This is a genomic window from Pedobacter sp. UC225_61 (genome assembly GCF_044452285.1).
Classification (GTDB): domain Bacteria; phylum Bacteroidota; class Bacteroidia; order Sphingobacteriales; family Sphingobacteriaceae; genus Pedobacter.
This window is the reverse complement of record NZ_JBIOAL010000001.1, coordinates 889,115-904,337: the sequence shown is the minus strand read 5'-3', so window position 1 is coordinate 904,337 and position 15,223 is coordinate 889,115. Positions and strand designations below refer to the sequence as shown.

Below are 15,223 nucleotides of genomic sequence, written 5' to 3'. Positions count from 1 at the left end.
ATGAAAAAGATACTTGTTCCAATAGACTACTCATCGCATTCTGATAATGCAGTAAGCTATGCGATAGAAATTGCAAAGAAAATAAATGCAGATATTCATCTCTTTCATGGTTTGGAAGCCCCAGAACTTATCGCCATGCCTGGTTTTATGGTTTGGCCAGCCGAAGATTTTTCTGAAATGAAAGAAGAGGCAGATGAAGACATGGAAAAATATTTGTTAAAACTTAAAGAAGATCCAGCACATCAACAGCCCTATTTTCCAAATATCACTTTCAGTACTTCAATTGGCGTTACCACACAAGTAATCAATCAAGCTATTATAGACCAACAACCTGATCTAGTGATAATGGGGATGGAAGGTAAGGGCAAAATAGACCGTTTCTTTCTTGGCAGTACTAGCAAACAAATGATTGAAAAAGCTTCAGTACCAATTCTTTTAGTTCCAGCAATAGCTCAGTATCACCCCATAAATAAAATAGCTTTTGCAACAGATCTTTCAGAAAGCGACCTAAATTCGATTCACGACCTAGCCAGATTGTTTTGCTTATACAATCCTGAAATTCTTTTGGTGCATGCCGATGACCGTCCTTCAGACTTCCATGATCCTAAAAGTCCTTCAAGTCAATTTTTGAATAGGGTAACATGTAATATTAATTATGGCAAAATCTATTACCGACATATTAATGAAACCGATATCGACAAAGGCCTAAAATGGCTGAGCGAAAATGGACAAGTTGATATCCTATCCATGATTCACCGCCATCCAAGTATTGTTTCGAGAATTCTAGAGGGCAGCCACACCCAAAAAATGGCAAACTCAATTCACTTGCCATTGCTAGTTATGCCCGAAAATAAAACACCTATTGGATGGTAATCCTTAGAAAACATGAAAAAACTGATTCTACTTACTGACTTTTCAAAAACAGCACGTAATGCGGCTAATGTAGCACTTGAAATAGCAGTTAAAATGCAACTTGACATTCTGCTAGTGAATTCTTACTTGACACCTTTTGCAATTTTTGCGGCCGAAGGAGAGGGTAGGTCACTCCTTGATTCGGGACTTATCGCTTCAGCTAGCGAAGATGGACTTAAAAAAGAAGTTAGACGTTTACGAAGAATTGTTGATTCGAAGTCTCTGTCTGCGCAAAAGATTACCATAGAGGCAATTGCTACACTAGAAACAGTAAGCCAGGCAATTAAATCATTAACGAAAACTTTTGATATTCAAATGATGGTTATTGGTGTTCATGAAACAGCTCTTCCAGTAATTTTCTCTGCAGTTGACCTCGATCAAATGCTGCACCAATTGACATGTCCACTACTTATTGTGCCAAAAAAATTTATAAATTTTAAAGTCAACGATTTTGTATTTGCTTCCAATCTTGGAACAGGTGATTTTGCAGTACTGAATAAGATATGGAGTTATGCAAAGATTTTTAAGTTTAACATCCATATATGCCATGTTTCAGCGCCAGTTTTTGTACCTGATTTTATTGAGGAAGAAATGGTGCTTAAGTTTGAACACCATGTTGCTCTGCTGGGTCAGGGAAATATTACTTTCACCAACCTTAAAGGCAAAAATCTTGCAAAAACCCTCAATGAATTTAGTACATCAATTGGTGCTGATATGCTTGCAATCATTTATAATCCACATTCAATTAGCTGGAAACTTTTTCATAATAGTCATACAGCAAAGCTAATTCGGAATCAACAACTACCCTTACTAATTTTCCCATCAAACCCTTAAAATTACATCGATGGGAAGCTTAAAAACATTTTTTTCATTGGAGTTGAGAAGAGCCCGAGCTTTGGTAAAAAGAATTTACACAGGCAAACGTAAATTGGAAGAACTCCCGATTGCGCTACAGCATTTCCTCATCCAATCTGGTTTTATGGCGGTTGGTAGCATTCACCAAGCAAAAATTGAATGGAAGAATGCAGCACTTAAATTTAGTAAAACTGGGCAATGGAAACATATCGATTGTGTGCAACATAACTTTCTTCCTGACCCTATCCGGTTAGTTTATATGAAAACCAAAATGCTTGGCATAATTGGTCTTGAAGCGTTTGACAGTTTTCGTCATGGACATGGGGGAATGGTGATAAGAATGGCACAACTATTTAATATGACCGATGCTAAAGGCCCAGAAATTGATAAGGCAGAACTAGTTACTATATTAGCCGAGGTCATGATTATCCCTGATTATGCAGTACAAACTTATATCCAATGGGAAGAAATCAATCCTTATACGCTTCGAGGAACAATAAACTATCATGGACTAATGGCCAGCGGAATATTTTATTTCAACAGCAATTTTGTAATTGAAAAGTTCGAGACCACTGATCGTTTCTACACAGATAAAAAAGGGAAATTTCATCCCGTTAAATGGACAGCAGAGTGTAGTGGTTATACCAGACATGGCGAGATCAGTTTCCCAACATCATTTAAAGCTACATGGAATTTCCCAACAGGAGACTTTACCTACTTCCAAGGGCAAATCAACACTATTATCATTAACCCCTAAGCCATGGATACGATAGACACTACATACCCTAATCAGACAATAGCCGTTGAAAACAAAATTTCAGGGAAGAAAAAAGATAGTGAAAAAATATTTTTGGAAGGCCCTAGATCTCGTATCAAAGAATTGATTTTTACCATAAAGGTATTGTTTGAGTTTATTTCAGGATTTAGGGTGCTACACTTTCTCGGTCCATGTGTGGCTGTATTCGGTTCCGCAAGAATTACTGAAGATTCACCCTATTATGAGAGCGCAAGAAAAATTGGTGCTGGTTTGGCGGGGCAAGGCTTTACCACTATTACCGGAGGCGGCCCAGGTATAATGGAAGCTGCTAATCGTGGAGCAAAGGAAAATTTAGGTCAATCTATTGGCTGCAATATCCGTTTACCGAAAGAACAGCAACCTAATCCTTACTTAGATAAGTGGTTTATTTGCAAATACTTTTTTGTAAGAAAGGTATTGATGTTCAAATATTCGGATGCTTTTATCATTATGCCTGGTGGTATTGGAACTTTAGATGAATTCTTTGAGGCGCTTACCCTAATCCAGACTAAAAAAATCCTTGACTTCCCGATTATTCTCTTTGGAAGAAAATTTTGGGAGCCCTTACAACCGCTATTTGCTACTATGTTGGAAGCCAAGATGATTGGTGGCGAAGACCTAAATCTTGTGCTATTCACGGATTCAGTTGAAGAAACCTTGCACCATATTAAAACTATTGCAATGGTTAAACATGCGGAAAAACGTAGGCAAGCTTTCAGAAGGTTGCGCATATTGGGCGAGTAATTATGGAAAAATACTGGCTTTTTTATCTCTTGGCTTTAATAGCAGAAGTTATTGGTACGGTAAGCGGGTTTGGCTCATCCATTCTTTTTATTCCTATCGCTTCTTTATTTTTTGATTTTAAAATTGCCCTAGGAATTACCGCAATCTTCCACATCTTCAGCAACTTTTCCAAAATATATCTTTTCAAAAACGGTATCGATAAACGAATTGCACTAAAAATGGGTATTCCAGCTATAGTTGCAGTAATTATTGGTGCTTTGATAACCAATTTTCTACCGCAAACTGAACTTGAAATGATCATGAGTGCTGCAATATTTCTTATAGCGTTATATCTTCTTTTCAATACCAATAGAAAATTGAAAGATACCAATACAAACCTAATCAATGGAGGTCTGGCATCGGGCTTTCTTGCGGGACTGGCTGGTACTGGAGGCGCTATACGTGGGCTTGCCTTAACCGCTTTTGGACTGGAAAAAAATGTATTTATTGCCACCTCTGCTTTAATTGATCTTGGAGTTGATACGAGCAGGGCAATAGTATATGCAGCTAATGGATATGTCAGGAAAGAGTTTTTGTTTATGCTGCCATTTCTTTTGATCATCAGTTTTATAGGAACATGGCTTGGGAAAATAGTTTTAAAGCATGTACCACAGAACTGGTTCAAAACAATGGTGCTTGTAGTCATTCTGCTAACTTCAATTATCCAGTTATTTATTCGTCTATTTCCTATTCTTAAATAGAAACCGCTCCAAATTAATGGAGTGGTCTTTCAATACTTGGCGAAAGGGTTATCCGAATTAGGAATAATCGTTTCTCCTACGTTTAACTAATATCCTCTGAAATATAAGTAAGAAGCGTACTGATTTGTTGCACAATTTTTGATCCTAGTTAAGGTGGTTTTTTCTTCTTTTGATCTGCCTATAAGTTGTTTTAAGCTTTCTAAGTTGCCGAGAGAAAAAGACCCTAAAAACTCCAGAAAGTATGAACGCAACACCAGTTAATTTGACAACGTTTAAAAATTCAAAAAATGGATAAATTAATATAACTAGTGATGGTAAAATGAGCAAGATGCTGGTCACCATAAGCCAAATCCAATCCTTAACACCAAGTGCCTTTAAGATAACAGGGCTACTGATTGTCATAAATCCACGGAAAAGCATCCAGATCCCAATCACTAATGGCATCAAGATCATGGTCAATAACGGGTAGTTAAATACATATATACCGAGTATAGTATCAACTAGTCCTCCAACAAATATCCATCCCCAATCCTTAATCTTGTGTATGTGGAAAAGCGAAAAGATTGACTCGAAAAGACCTGTAGTCAGCATTCCAATTGCCAATAAAAGACTAAGGAAAAGGTATGATTTTTCTGGGGATAGGATAATCCAGACTCCCAAGACAATAAAAAGCACACCTCCTCCTAATAAAAGCCACCAATACCTGGTATCGTAACCTATCACATTAAATTTTCTGGGTTTCATTTCATTACCTATTTTTCTGCTGGAATATAAGCAGTGGCATGTTTGTGAATCTAGAGAGTTTATGCACGTAACTGCCGTTTACCAGTCTGTCTACCAAACTATGTTGACGATGTACCATTGCAATGATATCAACTGCCTCATTGTTTCTGATCCATCTTAAACCTTCATGAATATCGGAGTGCCATATGTTTTCGTATTTGATTTTTTTATAGTCAAGCTTGGAAACTACATTATCATAAAAGTCCTGATCTATTCCCTTAACTTCCTCAAACCGTTTTGATTCTGCGCTTGTAATATGGTAGACTAAAATCTCTGCATCTATTGGTTTTGCCAATGCACAAAGGAATTGAAGAGGCGCAAGATCATCACTTGATAAGTTGGTCGCAAACGCAATTCTTTTGATGCCATGGAATGTTGCAACACTTGGCACGTAAAGCACGGGGAAATCGGCCTCATCAATCATTTTTTTACTATTACTGCCAAGCGCCCATTGAACCAATTGCCCAGCTCCTGCCATACCCATCACTACCAGATCAATCTTTTTCCTTTTTACAGCTTCTTTTATCACTTGGATCACATCCCCTTTTTCACTTTCAAAAGTGATTTCTGGGCAAAAAGTATCAAGATTACACGCATTGTTACTTAGTTTTTCGACGAGTTGAGTAAGGTTACTATCGGATTCTTGTTCCATGTCTTCCTCATTTACTAAAGGCCAGGCAACTTGTGCGGCCATAGGCGCATCGGCAGGAACCTTAAAAGCATTGTATAAAGTTACATTAGTTTTTATCTGCTTGGCCAATTGAATGGCGTAATGAGCTGCATTTTCTGCAGGCACCGAAAAATCAGTTGCAACTAAAATCGTTTTCATATGCGATACATCTACTGTGGATTGGAGATTTCAAGCACTATCCTTCCCTCTATTTCTCCTTTCTTCATTTGTTCAAGAACTTCATTAATATCCTCAAGTTTTGCAGAGTGTACTGTAGCCTTAACTTTTCCTTCTACTGCAAATCCAATAGCCTCCTGCATATCTTTTCTGGTGCCAACAATTGAACCTCTAACGGTGTATCTGTTAAGTACGGTTTCAAAGATGGGAAGGTCAAAACTGCCCGGCGGAAGACCATTTAGTGAAATGGTTCCTTTTCTTCTCAACGCTGTTAACGCCTGTTTAAAGGCAATTGGTGAAACTGCAGTAACCAACACTCCATGCATACCACCCGTCTCTTTTTTTAAGTACAAGCCTGGGTCATTTTCAAGTGCATTAACCGTAAGGTCTGCGCCCAATTTTTTTGCTAAGGCAAGTTTTTCGTCCGAAACATCGATAGCTGCAACATGCATTCCCATCGCTTTTGCATACTGAACCGCAAGATGACCTAGCCCCCCAATTCCTGAAATCGCTACCCACTCTCCTGGCTTTGTTTCAGTTTCTTTTAACCCCTTGTATACAGTAACTCCTGCGCAGGTGATAGGGGCCATCTCCAGAAAATCTATTCCTTGCGGAAACCTAGCAACATATCTTGCATCTGCAACAACATATTCTGCATAACCACCATCCACACTATATCCTCCATTTTTCTGGCTTTCACAAAGAGTTTCCCAACCCGTGATGCAATACTCACAGCATCCACACGCACTAAAGAGCCATGGTGCGCCTACAATATCACCTTCTTTAATATGTTCAATACCTCTTCCAAGGGCAACTACATAACCTACTGCTTCATGCCCTGGAATAAGTGGAAGTTTTGGTTTTACGGGCCAATCGCCCATACAAGCATGTAAATCGGTATGGCATACACCACTGCTAACTACTTTAATTAAGACCTGATCTTCGCCAGGCATTTTTACTTCTACCTGCTCGATGGTAAGGGGCTTGCCGAACTCATGGAGCACAGCAGCTTTCATTGTTTTTGGGATTATCATTTTTGTTCTTTTTATGGTAGGGGGGATTGTTTTCATGATCAATAAATTGCTTATCCAAATTTGTTGATTACGAGAAGTTTAATTTGTGATGAGCATCAGTTTTTGATATGATGTTGAACATACGTTGGTCAGCTTAAAACCAATCAATTTCCGATGCACTAAACATACTTCAATGTGATAAATCTCATTCCATCGGATGACCTATATCATTACCCACAGCAATTTAATTCAAGAAATTTGAGGTATCAATTCAATAAAATATACGCTAGATGAATCCAGCCCCAACTTCGATACTCAAAACAACTTTAAATCAGTTAATGACCTTATTTTCTATAGCATTTCTTCTCAGTTCATGCAGCGTTGAAAAAAAATACGATCAAATCCTTACATCTAGTGCGCATGATACGCTGGCTAAACAAATCAATTATAATGCAGTAAAGAGCATTGGCTCTCAAAAAGAAATAAAGAATGATGCAATGGTATTTGATCAATATATTGCAAATGATTTCCGTTTCCCTAAAAAAAAGGAGGATAGTGTTGCAATCATTAATTATTTTGTGAAAGAATCATTTGCTCAATTGGGGAGAAGAGAATTTAGACAATGGGATGTTGTTGTGATAAGAGGAGTACTCTTTCAAATTAATCTCGAAAAGAAACCTAATTTTGAGCGGCCCTTAACTCACAACCGTCCAAAAATAGAACTGATTGGGATGCTCTTTTTGTTGTTGGGAGTTTACTTTTTTAATTAATTGTTCATCAAAATAATGCATCCATTCTAAGGAAGGGATTAAGGCTGTTATAGGTTAGTCTAACAATTAAATAATATTATTTGCCCATCACAATATAAGCAGGATATGATTCACGATTAGGTAAATCAAACTCTTCATCGTAAGGTTGTATCCCTGTGCCATTGTTATAAGATGCCACACGTTTTACACCGGTTGCTGTGCTACCGCCAACTCCATTGATTACATTTTGGATATTGCCTGAACCAGAAAATCGAGTAATACACAGCTTTTCAAGTTTAACGGTTGCACGATTAGGTATTTCAAAGCCATTACTCTTATTCACATTCCCATCTGTCCCAGTGAAAACTGCGTAAGAGCCCATGCCGATGCCATGATATTCTTTTACCGTGTTTGCTAACTTGAATGCAGCATAACCTTTAACTCTGCCTCCTTGACTGCTCCAACTTGTTTGAGTTGGTGCATCGTATGGAGGTTCGTTTTGTAAAAAATAGGTTCTGCCACGCTCACCCAACCATAGCGCTTCATACTCTTGGTAATGTTCAACAAATAGGGCGTACAGTGTGACATCATCACCCGTCACAATAAGTCCGTTTTTACATCTATCTCTTGTCCAACGGGCATTTCCTCCACGTTGCGTACCATGGTCAGCACGCCACAGCCAAAAGTGGTCGCCAACTACGTTGTTGCTGTTAATTTGCATAGAGGCATGAATCTGAATATTTTTTGATTGAACCCCACCCACTCTACACGTAATATCCGTAAGCAAGATCGGGTTTGCAGTATGATCTTCATTTGCTCCTTCTGCGCCCACTCTAATTTGATAGGTTGTACTATTGAATGAATCCATCAACAACCCAGCAATGATAATTCCATCCTTATCGTCAGCATAAATACATCCCCACGTGTTTTTCTCGGTAGGCTCCAAAGTTACCGAAGCGATACCAGCACCTAGTAATATTGCATCTTTTCTATTTACTTGAATAGGTGCATTTAATGCGTAATGTCCGGGTGTGAAAAATATATTTTTGCCAGCTTTTAACGCATTATTTATTTCTACTTCAGTATCACCTTCTTTAGCAACATACCAATCGGTCAGCAAATCTTGAATTTTGCCTTTACCCATGTCTGTTGATGACCAAGAAACACCTACTCTATCCTTTTGCCATGCTGGAACAAATACTTTGTATTCATGATCATCATCTATAAAAAGAAAGGGTTTTTCTCTAATCATTGGTGTGGTAGCAATGGGAGAATTAACACTATCCGCTTTTGGAGGATTGACACACCCTTGCCAAACCATATTATAAGAGCCGCCCATCTTTCCAGAGCCTGAAGGGAAAACCGTATTTCTGGTGTACCATTGCTGTTGTCCGCCCCAGTTTGGTCTAATTGATGTGTAATGCGTGTCGGCAATAAAACCACCGCTTCCCCAAAAGTTACTTGTCCCAATATCTGAAATATATTTTGACGTGCTTTCAATCAACATTCTTCGTGCACTAGTAGATTGAGAAACCGTCCAAGCAAAATCTCGCATCACGGATACATTTTCTACAGAACGCCAAAAAGTGCAGGTAGCATTAGCTCCGCCCGAAAGGTGGGGTCTGGTGAAGATAGCACCTAATTTAACAGCATCAGGTACTTTACCTAAACCTCCAATGTGTGCATAAAATCCTAATTCTATAGCGTTAGCAGTGGAGGATGAAGCAGAACCTGAGCCTCCTGAATCGTACGTTTGCCCATTCACATTTGCTTTGAAATAATAGGCTTGACGCTTTGTCGTCCACTCGCCATTTGCGCCTCCTCGACCAATGGTGCTAAAGTGCGAATTGATTTCGTTTCTAGCAGTTGCTACAGTTTCATATTTGCGATCATAGAAATACATATTGTCACCAAAAATCTGATTCTCTAATGAAACTATGATGGTGATCGCATTACGTGTAATTTTATAATAATTTTCGTACTTATCTGCATTTGGTTTTGCATCTGTAAATGTCAATTTAGAAGTTGAATCCACTACTACAAAATCTGAAGCCAAACGACTTCCTCCTCTAGTAATTACATAATTTCCAGAAGACCCAAATGATGGCCATGATAACGTTAGGCTATGTTTCTTCTGGTTGTAAATAATCTCTCCATGGATTTTATGTTCCTGGTTTTCATTAACTAAATAAGATGCTACAAAACTACATAGGGTAAACAGTACAGCAACTGCTGCAAAAACAGGGATTATCTTTTTATTCATCGTAACTTCTTTTTATGCAATAGAGAATTGGGAAGCAAATTACAAATTTTGATACTAGATTTTAGTACTACTTTTACGCTACAATTGGAAATAAAGCGAAGGAACATTAACTGAGTACACAACGTTAATGAGAAAGAAAAAACCCACGAAATTCGAGTGAAGTTCGTGGGTTGCCGTATGAGAATCGATCTCTTTTTATGACTATCGCAGCTACTCTTAGCAGAGATTATTTTTACTGAAATCACGTTTAAAAAGTAGCTTACCATTTTGCTCAATATAGTCGCCTGATACCATTAAGTAAGGATGATTAGGCGAATATCCTGCGCTGTGGCTTCTCACACTAATTTTGTCGTTAACTTTCAGGTCATTTAGCTGCTCAAATTCCTTAGGAGTAAATTGCATCATGTATTCTTCGTCATCAATCCTAACGATTAGCCATTTTATTCCTGATGATTTCCCGTTACGTTGAAAAGTAACAGATGTTACTACGGCCTCCATAGTAGTGAAAGCCTTTATGTCCTTCTTTATTTTATCGTAGCTGGCATGTACCTTTTTACCTTCAGGAGAAGCCTCCCATGTTTTGTACTTTATACCATCTGGAGAAGCTTCCCATTTTTTCTTTTCATTCATCAAACGGGATTTTTTGTCAGCAACAGATGATGATTTTAAAGATGAATTCTCAGGAGTTTCATTTTTAATTTCACGATTAGCGAATACTAGTCCGCTCACTACAACTAGCGCTAAGATGAGCGCATAAACCACATTTTTTTTATTTTTCATGTCCTTTCAAAATTGATTGAGCGAATCTACATTGACATTCTTCAACTCGAGCAGTTTGGATTGTAAATAAAAATGTAAACTTTGTAAATAATTGAAAATAGTAGCGCAATAAGCTAAAAAAGCCATCCTAAAGAATGGCTTTTGTGGTCCCGACGAGAATTGAACTATTCACTTCATGTTCTTTTATCAACGCTTTACAGACTGCTATTTCGTTGACTCCACGAATTTCCCATTGTCCTGAAGTATACTTTATATGTTTTTGCTTATATAAACATACTAAAATAATGAAATTTATTCAAGTCATCTAGGAAAAATTAGTTATATACTAGGCTGTTTTCCAATATAATACTTTTTGAACCATCCCGCTACATTATCCTCCTCAACCTCATCCCAGACTTTTTCATTATCAATTACCTTGAAATGACCACTGAGTTTGAAAGGCTCATCAGCACCCGAATTGTCGAAGAAATAGGATTGATAGGACACTTCAGCTGCATCATAAAGGAGTTCCAATGATCTATAATAGCGACTTTTGATTTTATCTTCAGGTACATCGTGACCGCCTTGTTTAACTCTTAATTTTACACGGAATTTATTAATCTCTGGAGATTCGGTAGATACGAAATAAAGATATACCTTATATCCCTCGGCTTTTGCCTTTTCCATAAATTCAATATTAGATTCATGGGAAAACACAGTTTCGAATGAAAATCTTTTCTTCGCAGCTAAAAGCCCTTCTCTAAGAAACCGGGCAATCAGTTGAGCGATTCGATCAGAATATATGGCTTTGATTACTAAAACTTTATCTCCAGATACTTCAATTGAACTTTGAAGATCCTCATATTCAAATCCGGGCATTAATAGACCAGATGCCTGCGCAAAATCTAAGATATTTTGCAGGGTTGCTGATATTGCATAGGGTTTGAACGAAAATGCATTGGTAGAAAGTTTTTTTGCAATATCATCCGCATTAACATACACGCCAAAATCTATTTTTTTTCCTCCCACCTTACTGCCCATAATTCCTTTTATTACAGTACTTTTTCCAGAGCCGTTAGGTCCGGCGAAGACTTTAAGACGTAATTGTGGACTTCCTTTAGCTGTGCTCAAAATAGATTATTTTAAACCCAAGTCTTGTACTTTTTCAATATTTCCGTCGCTGTATTGTTTAACAAGCCAGCCGTCTTTTACAGTAACCACATAGCCCATTGTCGTCATCGCACTTTTTGCGGCAAACTTGCCTGCGCTTTTAGCTTTGGCAACTAATGTGCGTTTTGTAAGATAGGAAAAGCCATCACTTGTAGTTTGTCTCGAAATATGTTTTTTAACCTTTGCCATAATATAAAGTTACAAATAATTTCCAAAATCGTTTAAATACGGACGGTTTTTTGTTGCTTTCCACAACTTGAAGAACCGATTCCCGAGATAGTCTCGCAACTTCATGCACTGCTATCAATCCATGATTTATTTTATCCCCTAAAGCAATTATATTCTTGTTATCGCAATCTATTTTGCACGTAAAAGGAAAATCTGAATCAATGTTACCAGAGTTGAAATCATATTCCTTAGGCCCATAATATTGTCCCTTAGGCATTAAAACCATTGACAAAAACTGGTGCATTTCCATTGATGCAACACCTAGGCTAAATGCGAATACATTCTCCCCACCATTGATAAAGTGTTCCTTCGGAAGCCCCTTGATATAATGTTGATCTTCTAACATTCCCGACATTTCTAGCGCTACATCTTCGGGAGCATATTGACCTAAGCATTGCATACAAACCCTTCCTGGAGCTATAGCATGTGCTTTCCACCGTGCTTGGTTCAAGTTGGTATGCTTACTATTTATTTCTGCATCAATACCACCATCAATGACTGGGATTAGGTTCGCAAAAGAGATACGGTCAATAACGAATCTTGGCCATGGACGGTCAACGCAGCAAAATAGAATATCGCAATCAAGGGCCTCTAAAAGGCCTTCCTTTTCCATTACGCTATATGGAATGGCATGGACATGTGTGGGTCTATCTGATGATATTCTTTTCAGGTACTTTTTAATCTCATCGACCTTTAACTTACCAATTGATTCTGGGCCAATACCCTGCAATCTGTCAAGGTTCTTCCGTTCTACTTTATCAAAATCTATCAGTGATATTTCTTGTACTCCTGTTCTGATGAGTGATTCTGCAATAATTGACCCCACACTGCCTAAACCGATAATACCTATTTTCAGTCTAGCTATTGCAGCTTGTTTCAGTTCACCCCAAGAGGAAATCGTCCTTGTAAATTCTTCGCCGAAAATTACCTTTGGTGAAAGTTTGTCGTAGAAGGAAATATTTAGCCCTTTTCCTACAACTTTAACCTTTGAACAGAAATATTTATTATAAGTTTTTGGCGCTTCCTTAATCCAAAATCTTGCACTCCATAGGCCATCTTGACTAGTTGTCATGCCTAACAAAGGTAACCCTGTCGCGGCTTTAACTCTTGGTGCCAGCATCTGTTCAGCTTTAATGTCATCCTCGCTCATGCCCTGCCACCCATTTGAAGGATGGCTGTGCATAAAACATATGCCACATTTTTTAGACACAGCCATTTCGCTGACCCTGTCGAGGAACTGTGAATTGAAACTTACGTTACCATGTACGTTTCTATCTCCTTTTCCAGGCAAAATAACTTCTGCTATGCAGGCAATAGTGTTATTCTTTGATTCCGCAATGTTATAAAGCGCAAAGCAAAGATCTTCCTGTCCGTCTGAACGGATTAAATGGGATTGCAACAACTTGTTGTCGCTTTCTGATATTCCTACTGTGTAACTCATTCGAAATCTAATAATGTTCTTAAAAATGCGATATAGGTCTTCATATCCTTATCAGTATTTTCCCAATCTGCAAAGGGCCTGCTCCAATATTGAAAATCTGAATTTGGTAGCTCCCTGGCATGCACCCCGCCAAATGGATGAGTTCCACCACCACCCGTTATCGGAAGCAGTTGAGGCTTAATGTGTGGCCCAGACGGAGGAATTGAAGGAAATTGAGGAGCGTTGATCGCTACCTCAATTTCCTGTCCCTTAAACCTGCCAAGGGGTATAATGAATTTAAACCCTATAAAGTCCGCTGTATAAGCTATTGTCTCATAGCCGAGCTTTTCCAGCTCCTCTTTAATTTGCAAAGACCCTATCATGAGACTGTTGTAGGTGAAAGTTTACAACTCACAAATTTCATTTTGTTTACAATGGCGATAACATAATCCATATCGTTTTTGTAGGTGATCTCTTTATGTTCTAAGATCTGCTTCAAATAATGGTTATCGGCATTTATACCTGCAAGCACCAAAATTTCTTTTGGTGTCATGAAAAGCAATGCAACCGGATAAGTTTCATCATCTACTTCGATCTTGGTAGAGGGTAGTGGCTTGATGAAAAAGGTTTCGATCTCTGGGTTAGTGAGATCAATTTCTTCATCAAGCTGTACCGGTTCAAACTCCTTTTTTGAAAGCTTGTACAGAACTTCATAATCAACTGAGTGAGGTAATCCAACCAGTACCAATAATTGTTTGCCAGTAATTGAGGGCGCATCAAACTTGAACGTTCTTTCGTTCACGAGAATATCAAATGGTTTCATTCTTGTATGTGGAAGTTGAAAAGCCTTCCACTATTATATGCTAAGGAAATTATTTTTTTTGCCACCTGATGGAAAAAAAATCTAAGTTTACAGCATATATAGTTGAAGGCTAATGAATTTAAATAAAAATATACTATCGGGGCAGGAACTTTGGGACAGGTTGAACCAAGAAGATTGGGCAGCGATCATACCAAAGTTGCACTACTACTCGTTAAACAGACTGCAAAGATTTGATTTTCTTCATAGCCGCTATGATGTAAAAAACCTATCGGCACAATTTGCTGATGAAGCTATTAGGATGGTATGGGAGCAAGAAAGAAAATGGAATACCAATTATTATACAGACCTGTATGTCCTTCTGAAGGGTATTGTCGATAGTCTTCACTCAAATTTCCTTCATTTGAAAGAAACTGAAATCACCGAGGCGCTCCCTGAAGATCAAGAGACAATAGTCTCACAATTAGCAAGTGATCCAGAGCACGATTATATTATTAAGGAAATAGAAATCGAAATAGCAAAAATTCTTAAAGATGATGCCGAAGCAATGGAAATATTCGATTGTTTAAAGAATGGGCTAAAGCCAAGGGAAATATCTGCAGAACTCGACATTGAGATTGAACACATTTACAATATTATTAAGCGAATGCAACGCAAATTAAAAAAATACGACATCAACTAAGCAAACAATCATGCATAAAAAAGAACAAAGCCTACAGAAGCACTTAAATGATGCGCTTATAGAAATCAGTGATAGCCATCCGTCACATAGTCTGGAACTACTGGCAGCAAATGGTGTAAATACCTCTGCTTTAATGAAGAATTCTTTGGAAAAAATTAAAGGATATAATATTACGCTTTCCAAATCTGCGGCAGCAGATGAAAAGAAAAAAAGGATAGCAACACTAAAGAACAAGATTAATGAATACTTAATGATTAATCCTGAGCGGACGAAACGTGTTTTGAATACCTGCTTGAAAGGTAATTTCAAAGTTCAATTTCAAAGTTCAAAAAAATTGGATACTGCATTGTTGGAAAACCTTGATGAGCATGTCACTATTGAAGACCTTATTCAAAGATTAGATTCTGAAAACGAATCTGAATAGGAATCCATCTCAAATATC

General features: G+C 38.0%; 18 protein-coding genes. 8 read left to right on the top strand and 10 right to left on the bottom strand.

Features of this window, described 5'->3' with window-relative positions:
* Genes ACHMWN_RS04380 through ACHMWN_RS04360 form a run of 5 tightly spaced genes read left to right on the top strand, consistent with a single transcriptional unit; the run spans position 1 to position 4,047 of the window.
* The gene (locus tag ACHMWN_RS04380; RefSeq protein WP_397298038.1) at positions 1 to 873 is read left to right on the top strand and encodes a universal stress protein; all 873 of its coding nucleotides are present in this window, start codon (positions 1 to 3) and stop codon (positions 871 to 873) included.
* A gap of 12 nt (positions 874 to 885) precedes the next feature.
* The gene (locus tag ACHMWN_RS04375; RefSeq protein ID WP_397298037.1) at positions 886 to 1,746 is read left to right on the top strand and encodes a universal stress protein; all 861 of its coding nucleotides are present in this window, start codon (positions 886 to 888) and stop codon (positions 1,744 to 1,746) included.
* A gap of 10 nt (positions 1,747 to 1,756) precedes the next feature.
* Positions 1,757 to 2,524, top strand: a complete 768-nt coding sequence (locus tag ACHMWN_RS04370) for a DUF6920 family protein (RefSeq protein ID WP_397298035.1) — start codon at positions 1,757 to 1,759, stop codon at positions 2,522 to 2,524.
* A 3-nt stretch (positions 2,525 to 2,527) separates the two neighbouring features.
* Positions 2,528 to 3,307, top strand: a complete 780-nt coding sequence (locus ACHMWN_RS04365) for a TIGR00730 family Rossman fold protein (protein WP_397298034.1) — start codon at positions 2,528 to 2,530, stop codon at positions 3,305 to 3,307.
* 2 nt (positions 3,308 to 3,309) lie between these two features.
* A complete protein-coding gene (locus ACHMWN_RS04360; RefSeq protein WP_397298033.1) occupies positions 3,310 to 4,047 on the top strand; it encodes a sulfite exporter TauE/SafE family protein in 738 nt (245 codons plus the stop codon).
* 144 nt (positions 4,048 to 4,191) lie between these two features.
* Here ACHMWN_RS04360 and ACHMWN_RS04355 read toward each other — a convergent pair whose 3' ends face one another.
* From ACHMWN_RS04355 to adhP, 3 genes are read right to left on the bottom strand one after another with little or no spacing between them, the layout of a single operon-like run.
* A complete protein-coding gene (locus tag ACHMWN_RS04355; RefSeq protein ID WP_397298032.1) occupies positions 4,192 to 4,791 on the bottom strand; it encodes an HdeD family acid-resistance protein in 600 nt (199 codons plus the stop codon).
* 4 nt (positions 4,792 to 4,795) lie between these two features.
* Complete coding sequence (locus tag ACHMWN_RS04350) at positions 4,796 to 5,659, bottom strand: universal stress protein (protein ID WP_397298031.1); 864 nt, start codon at positions 5,657 to 5,659, stop codon at positions 4,796 to 4,798.
* 11 nt (positions 5,660 to 5,670) lie between these two features.
* Positions 5,671 to 6,747 (bottom strand): alcohol dehydrogenase AdhP, encoded by a 1,077-nt coding sequence (adhP, locus tag ACHMWN_RS04345; protein WP_397298030.1) that lies wholly within the window; start codon positions 6,745 to 6,747, stop codon positions 5,671 to 5,673.
* Between the two features lie 233 nt (positions 6,748 to 6,980).
* Here adhP and ACHMWN_RS04340 point away from each other — a divergent pair, with 233 nt between their 5' ends.
* Entirely contained in the window at positions 6,981 to 7,460 is a 480-nt protein-coding gene (locus ACHMWN_RS04340; RefSeq protein ID WP_397298028.1) for a hypothetical protein, read from the top strand.
* 76 nt (positions 7,461 to 7,536) lie between these two features.
* Here the strand turns inward: ACHMWN_RS04340 and ACHMWN_RS04335 are convergent, their stop codons facing one another.
* From ACHMWN_RS04335 to ACHMWN_RS04305, 7 genes are all read right to left on the bottom strand, one after another.
* A complete protein-coding gene (locus ACHMWN_RS04335) occupies positions 7,537 to 9,702 on the bottom strand; it encodes a hypothetical protein (protein WP_397298026.1) in 2,166 nt (721 codons plus the stop codon).
* A gap of 216 nt (positions 9,703 to 9,918) precedes the next feature.
* A complete protein-coding gene (locus tag ACHMWN_RS04330) occupies positions 9,919 to 10,482 on the bottom strand; it encodes a hypothetical protein (protein ID WP_397298024.1) in 564 nt (187 codons plus the stop codon).
* 318 nt (positions 10,483 to 10,800) lie between these two features.
* The gene (locus ACHMWN_RS04325; RefSeq protein ID WP_397298022.1) at positions 10,801 to 11,592 is read right to left on the bottom strand and encodes a hypothetical protein; all 792 of its coding nucleotides are present in this window, start codon (positions 11,590 to 11,592) and stop codon (positions 10,801 to 10,803) included.
* A gap of 6 nt (positions 11,593 to 11,598) precedes the next feature.
* Positions 11,599 to 11,820 carry a hypothetical protein gene (locus ACHMWN_RS04320; RefSeq protein WP_397298020.1) on the bottom strand — a complete coding sequence of 74 codons (222 nt, stop codon included), beginning with the start codon at positions 11,818 to 11,820 and terminating at the stop codon, positions 11,599 to 11,601.
* A complete protein-coding gene (locus tag ACHMWN_RS04315; RefSeq protein WP_397298019.1) occupies positions 11,807 to 13,300 on the bottom strand; it encodes a ThiF family adenylyltransferase in 1,494 nt (497 codons plus the stop codon). The genes ACHMWN_RS04320 and ACHMWN_RS04315 overlap by 14 nt, the downstream gene beginning before the upstream one ends.
* Complete coding sequence (locus ACHMWN_RS04310; protein WP_397298018.1) at positions 13,297 to 13,662, bottom strand: hypothetical protein; 366 nt, start codon at positions 13,660 to 13,662, stop codon at positions 13,297 to 13,299. The genes ACHMWN_RS04315 and ACHMWN_RS04310 overlap by 4 nt, the downstream gene beginning before the upstream one ends.
* Entirely contained in the window at positions 13,659 to 14,102 is a 444-nt protein-coding gene (locus ACHMWN_RS04305) for a multiubiquitin domain-containing protein (RefSeq protein WP_397298017.1), read from the bottom strand. The genes ACHMWN_RS04310 and ACHMWN_RS04305 overlap by 4 nt, the downstream gene beginning before the upstream one ends.
* Positions 14,103 to 14,214: 112 nt before the next feature.
* On the opposite strand from ACHMWN_RS04305, the gene ACHMWN_RS04300 reads away from it, so the two are divergent.
* Positions 14,215 to 14,781 carry a hypothetical protein gene (locus ACHMWN_RS04300; protein ID WP_397298016.1) on the top strand — a complete coding sequence of 189 codons (567 nt, stop codon included), beginning with the start codon at positions 14,215 to 14,217 and terminating at the stop codon, positions 14,779 to 14,781.
* 10 nt (positions 14,782 to 14,791) lie between these two features.
* Positions 14,792 to 15,205: a hypothetical protein gene (locus ACHMWN_RS04295; protein ID WP_397298015.1), complete on the top strand. Its 414-nt coding sequence runs from the start codon at positions 14,792 to 14,794 to the stop codon at positions 15,203 to 15,205.
* Positions 15,206 to 15,223 lie beyond the last annotated feature (18 nt).

What these genes read in the sequence shown, in the direction of transcription:
- ACHMWN_RS04360 (WP_397298033.1), top strand. Translation starts at nt 3,310, where the DNA reads ATGGAAAAATACTGGCTTTTTTATCTCTTGGCTTTAATAGCAGAAGTT.
- ACHMWN_RS04335 (WP_397298026.1), bottom strand. Translation starts at nt 9,702, where the DNA reads ATGAATAAAAAGATAATCCCTGTTTTTGCAGCAGTTGCTGTACTGTTT.
- ACHMWN_RS04305 (WP_397298017.1), bottom strand. Translation starts at nt 14,102, where the DNA reads ATGAAACCATTTGATATTCTCGTGAACGAAAGAACGTTCAAGTTTGAT.
- ACHMWN_RS04340 (WP_397298028.1), top strand. Translation starts at nt 6,981, where the DNA reads ATGAATCCAGCCCCAACTTCGATACTCAAAACAACTTTAAATCAGTTA.
- ACHMWN_RS04315 (WP_397298019.1), bottom strand. Translation starts at nt 13,300, where the DNA reads ATGAGTTACACAGTAGGAATATCAGAAAGCGACAACAAGTTGTTGCAA.
- ACHMWN_RS04365 (WP_397298034.1), top strand. Translation starts at nt 2,528, where the DNA reads ATGGATACGATAGACACTACATACCCTAATCAGACAATAGCCGTTGAA.
- ACHMWN_RS04375 (WP_397298037.1), top strand. Translation starts at nt 886, where the DNA reads ATGAAAAAACTGATTCTACTTACTGACTTTTCAAAAACAGCACGTAAT.
- ACHMWN_RS04300 (WP_397298016.1), top strand. Translation starts at nt 14,215, where the DNA reads ATGAATTTAAATAAAAATATACTATCGGGGCAGGAACTTTGGGACAGG.
- ACHMWN_RS04350 (WP_397298031.1), bottom strand. Translation starts at nt 5,659, where the DNA reads ATGAAAACGATTTTAGTTGCAACTGATTTTTCGGTGCCTGCAGAAAAT.
- ACHMWN_RS04330 (WP_397298024.1), bottom strand. Translation starts at nt 10,482, where the DNA reads ATGAAAAATAAAAAAAATGTGGTTTATGCGCTCATCTTAGCGCTAGTT.
- ACHMWN_RS04310 (WP_397298018.1), bottom strand. Translation starts at nt 13,662, where the DNA reads ATGATAGGGTCTTTGCAAATTAAAGAGGAGCTGGAAAAGCTCGGCTAT.
- ACHMWN_RS04295 (WP_397298015.1), top strand. Translation starts at nt 14,792, where the DNA reads ATGCATAAAAAAGAACAAAGCCTACAGAAGCACTTAAATGATGCGCTT.
- ACHMWN_RS04355 (WP_397298032.1), bottom strand. Translation starts at nt 4,791, where the DNA reads ATGAAACCCAGAAAATTTAATGTGATAGGTTACGATACCAGGTATTGG.
- adhP (WP_397298030.1), bottom strand. Translation starts at nt 6,747, where the DNA reads ATGAAAACAATCCCCCCTACCATAAAAAGAACAAAAATGATAATCCCA.
- ACHMWN_RS04380 (WP_397298038.1), top strand. Translation starts at nt 1, where the DNA reads ATGAAAAAGATACTTGTTCCAATAGACTACTCATCGCATTCTGATAAT.
- ACHMWN_RS04370 (WP_397298035.1), top strand. Translation starts at nt 1,757, where the DNA reads ATGGGAAGCTTAAAAACATTTTTTTCATTGGAGTTGAGAAGAGCCCGA.
- ACHMWN_RS04320 (WP_397298020.1), bottom strand. Translation starts at nt 11,820, where the DNA reads ATGGCAAAGGTTAAAAAACATATTTCGAGACAAACTACAAGTGATGGC.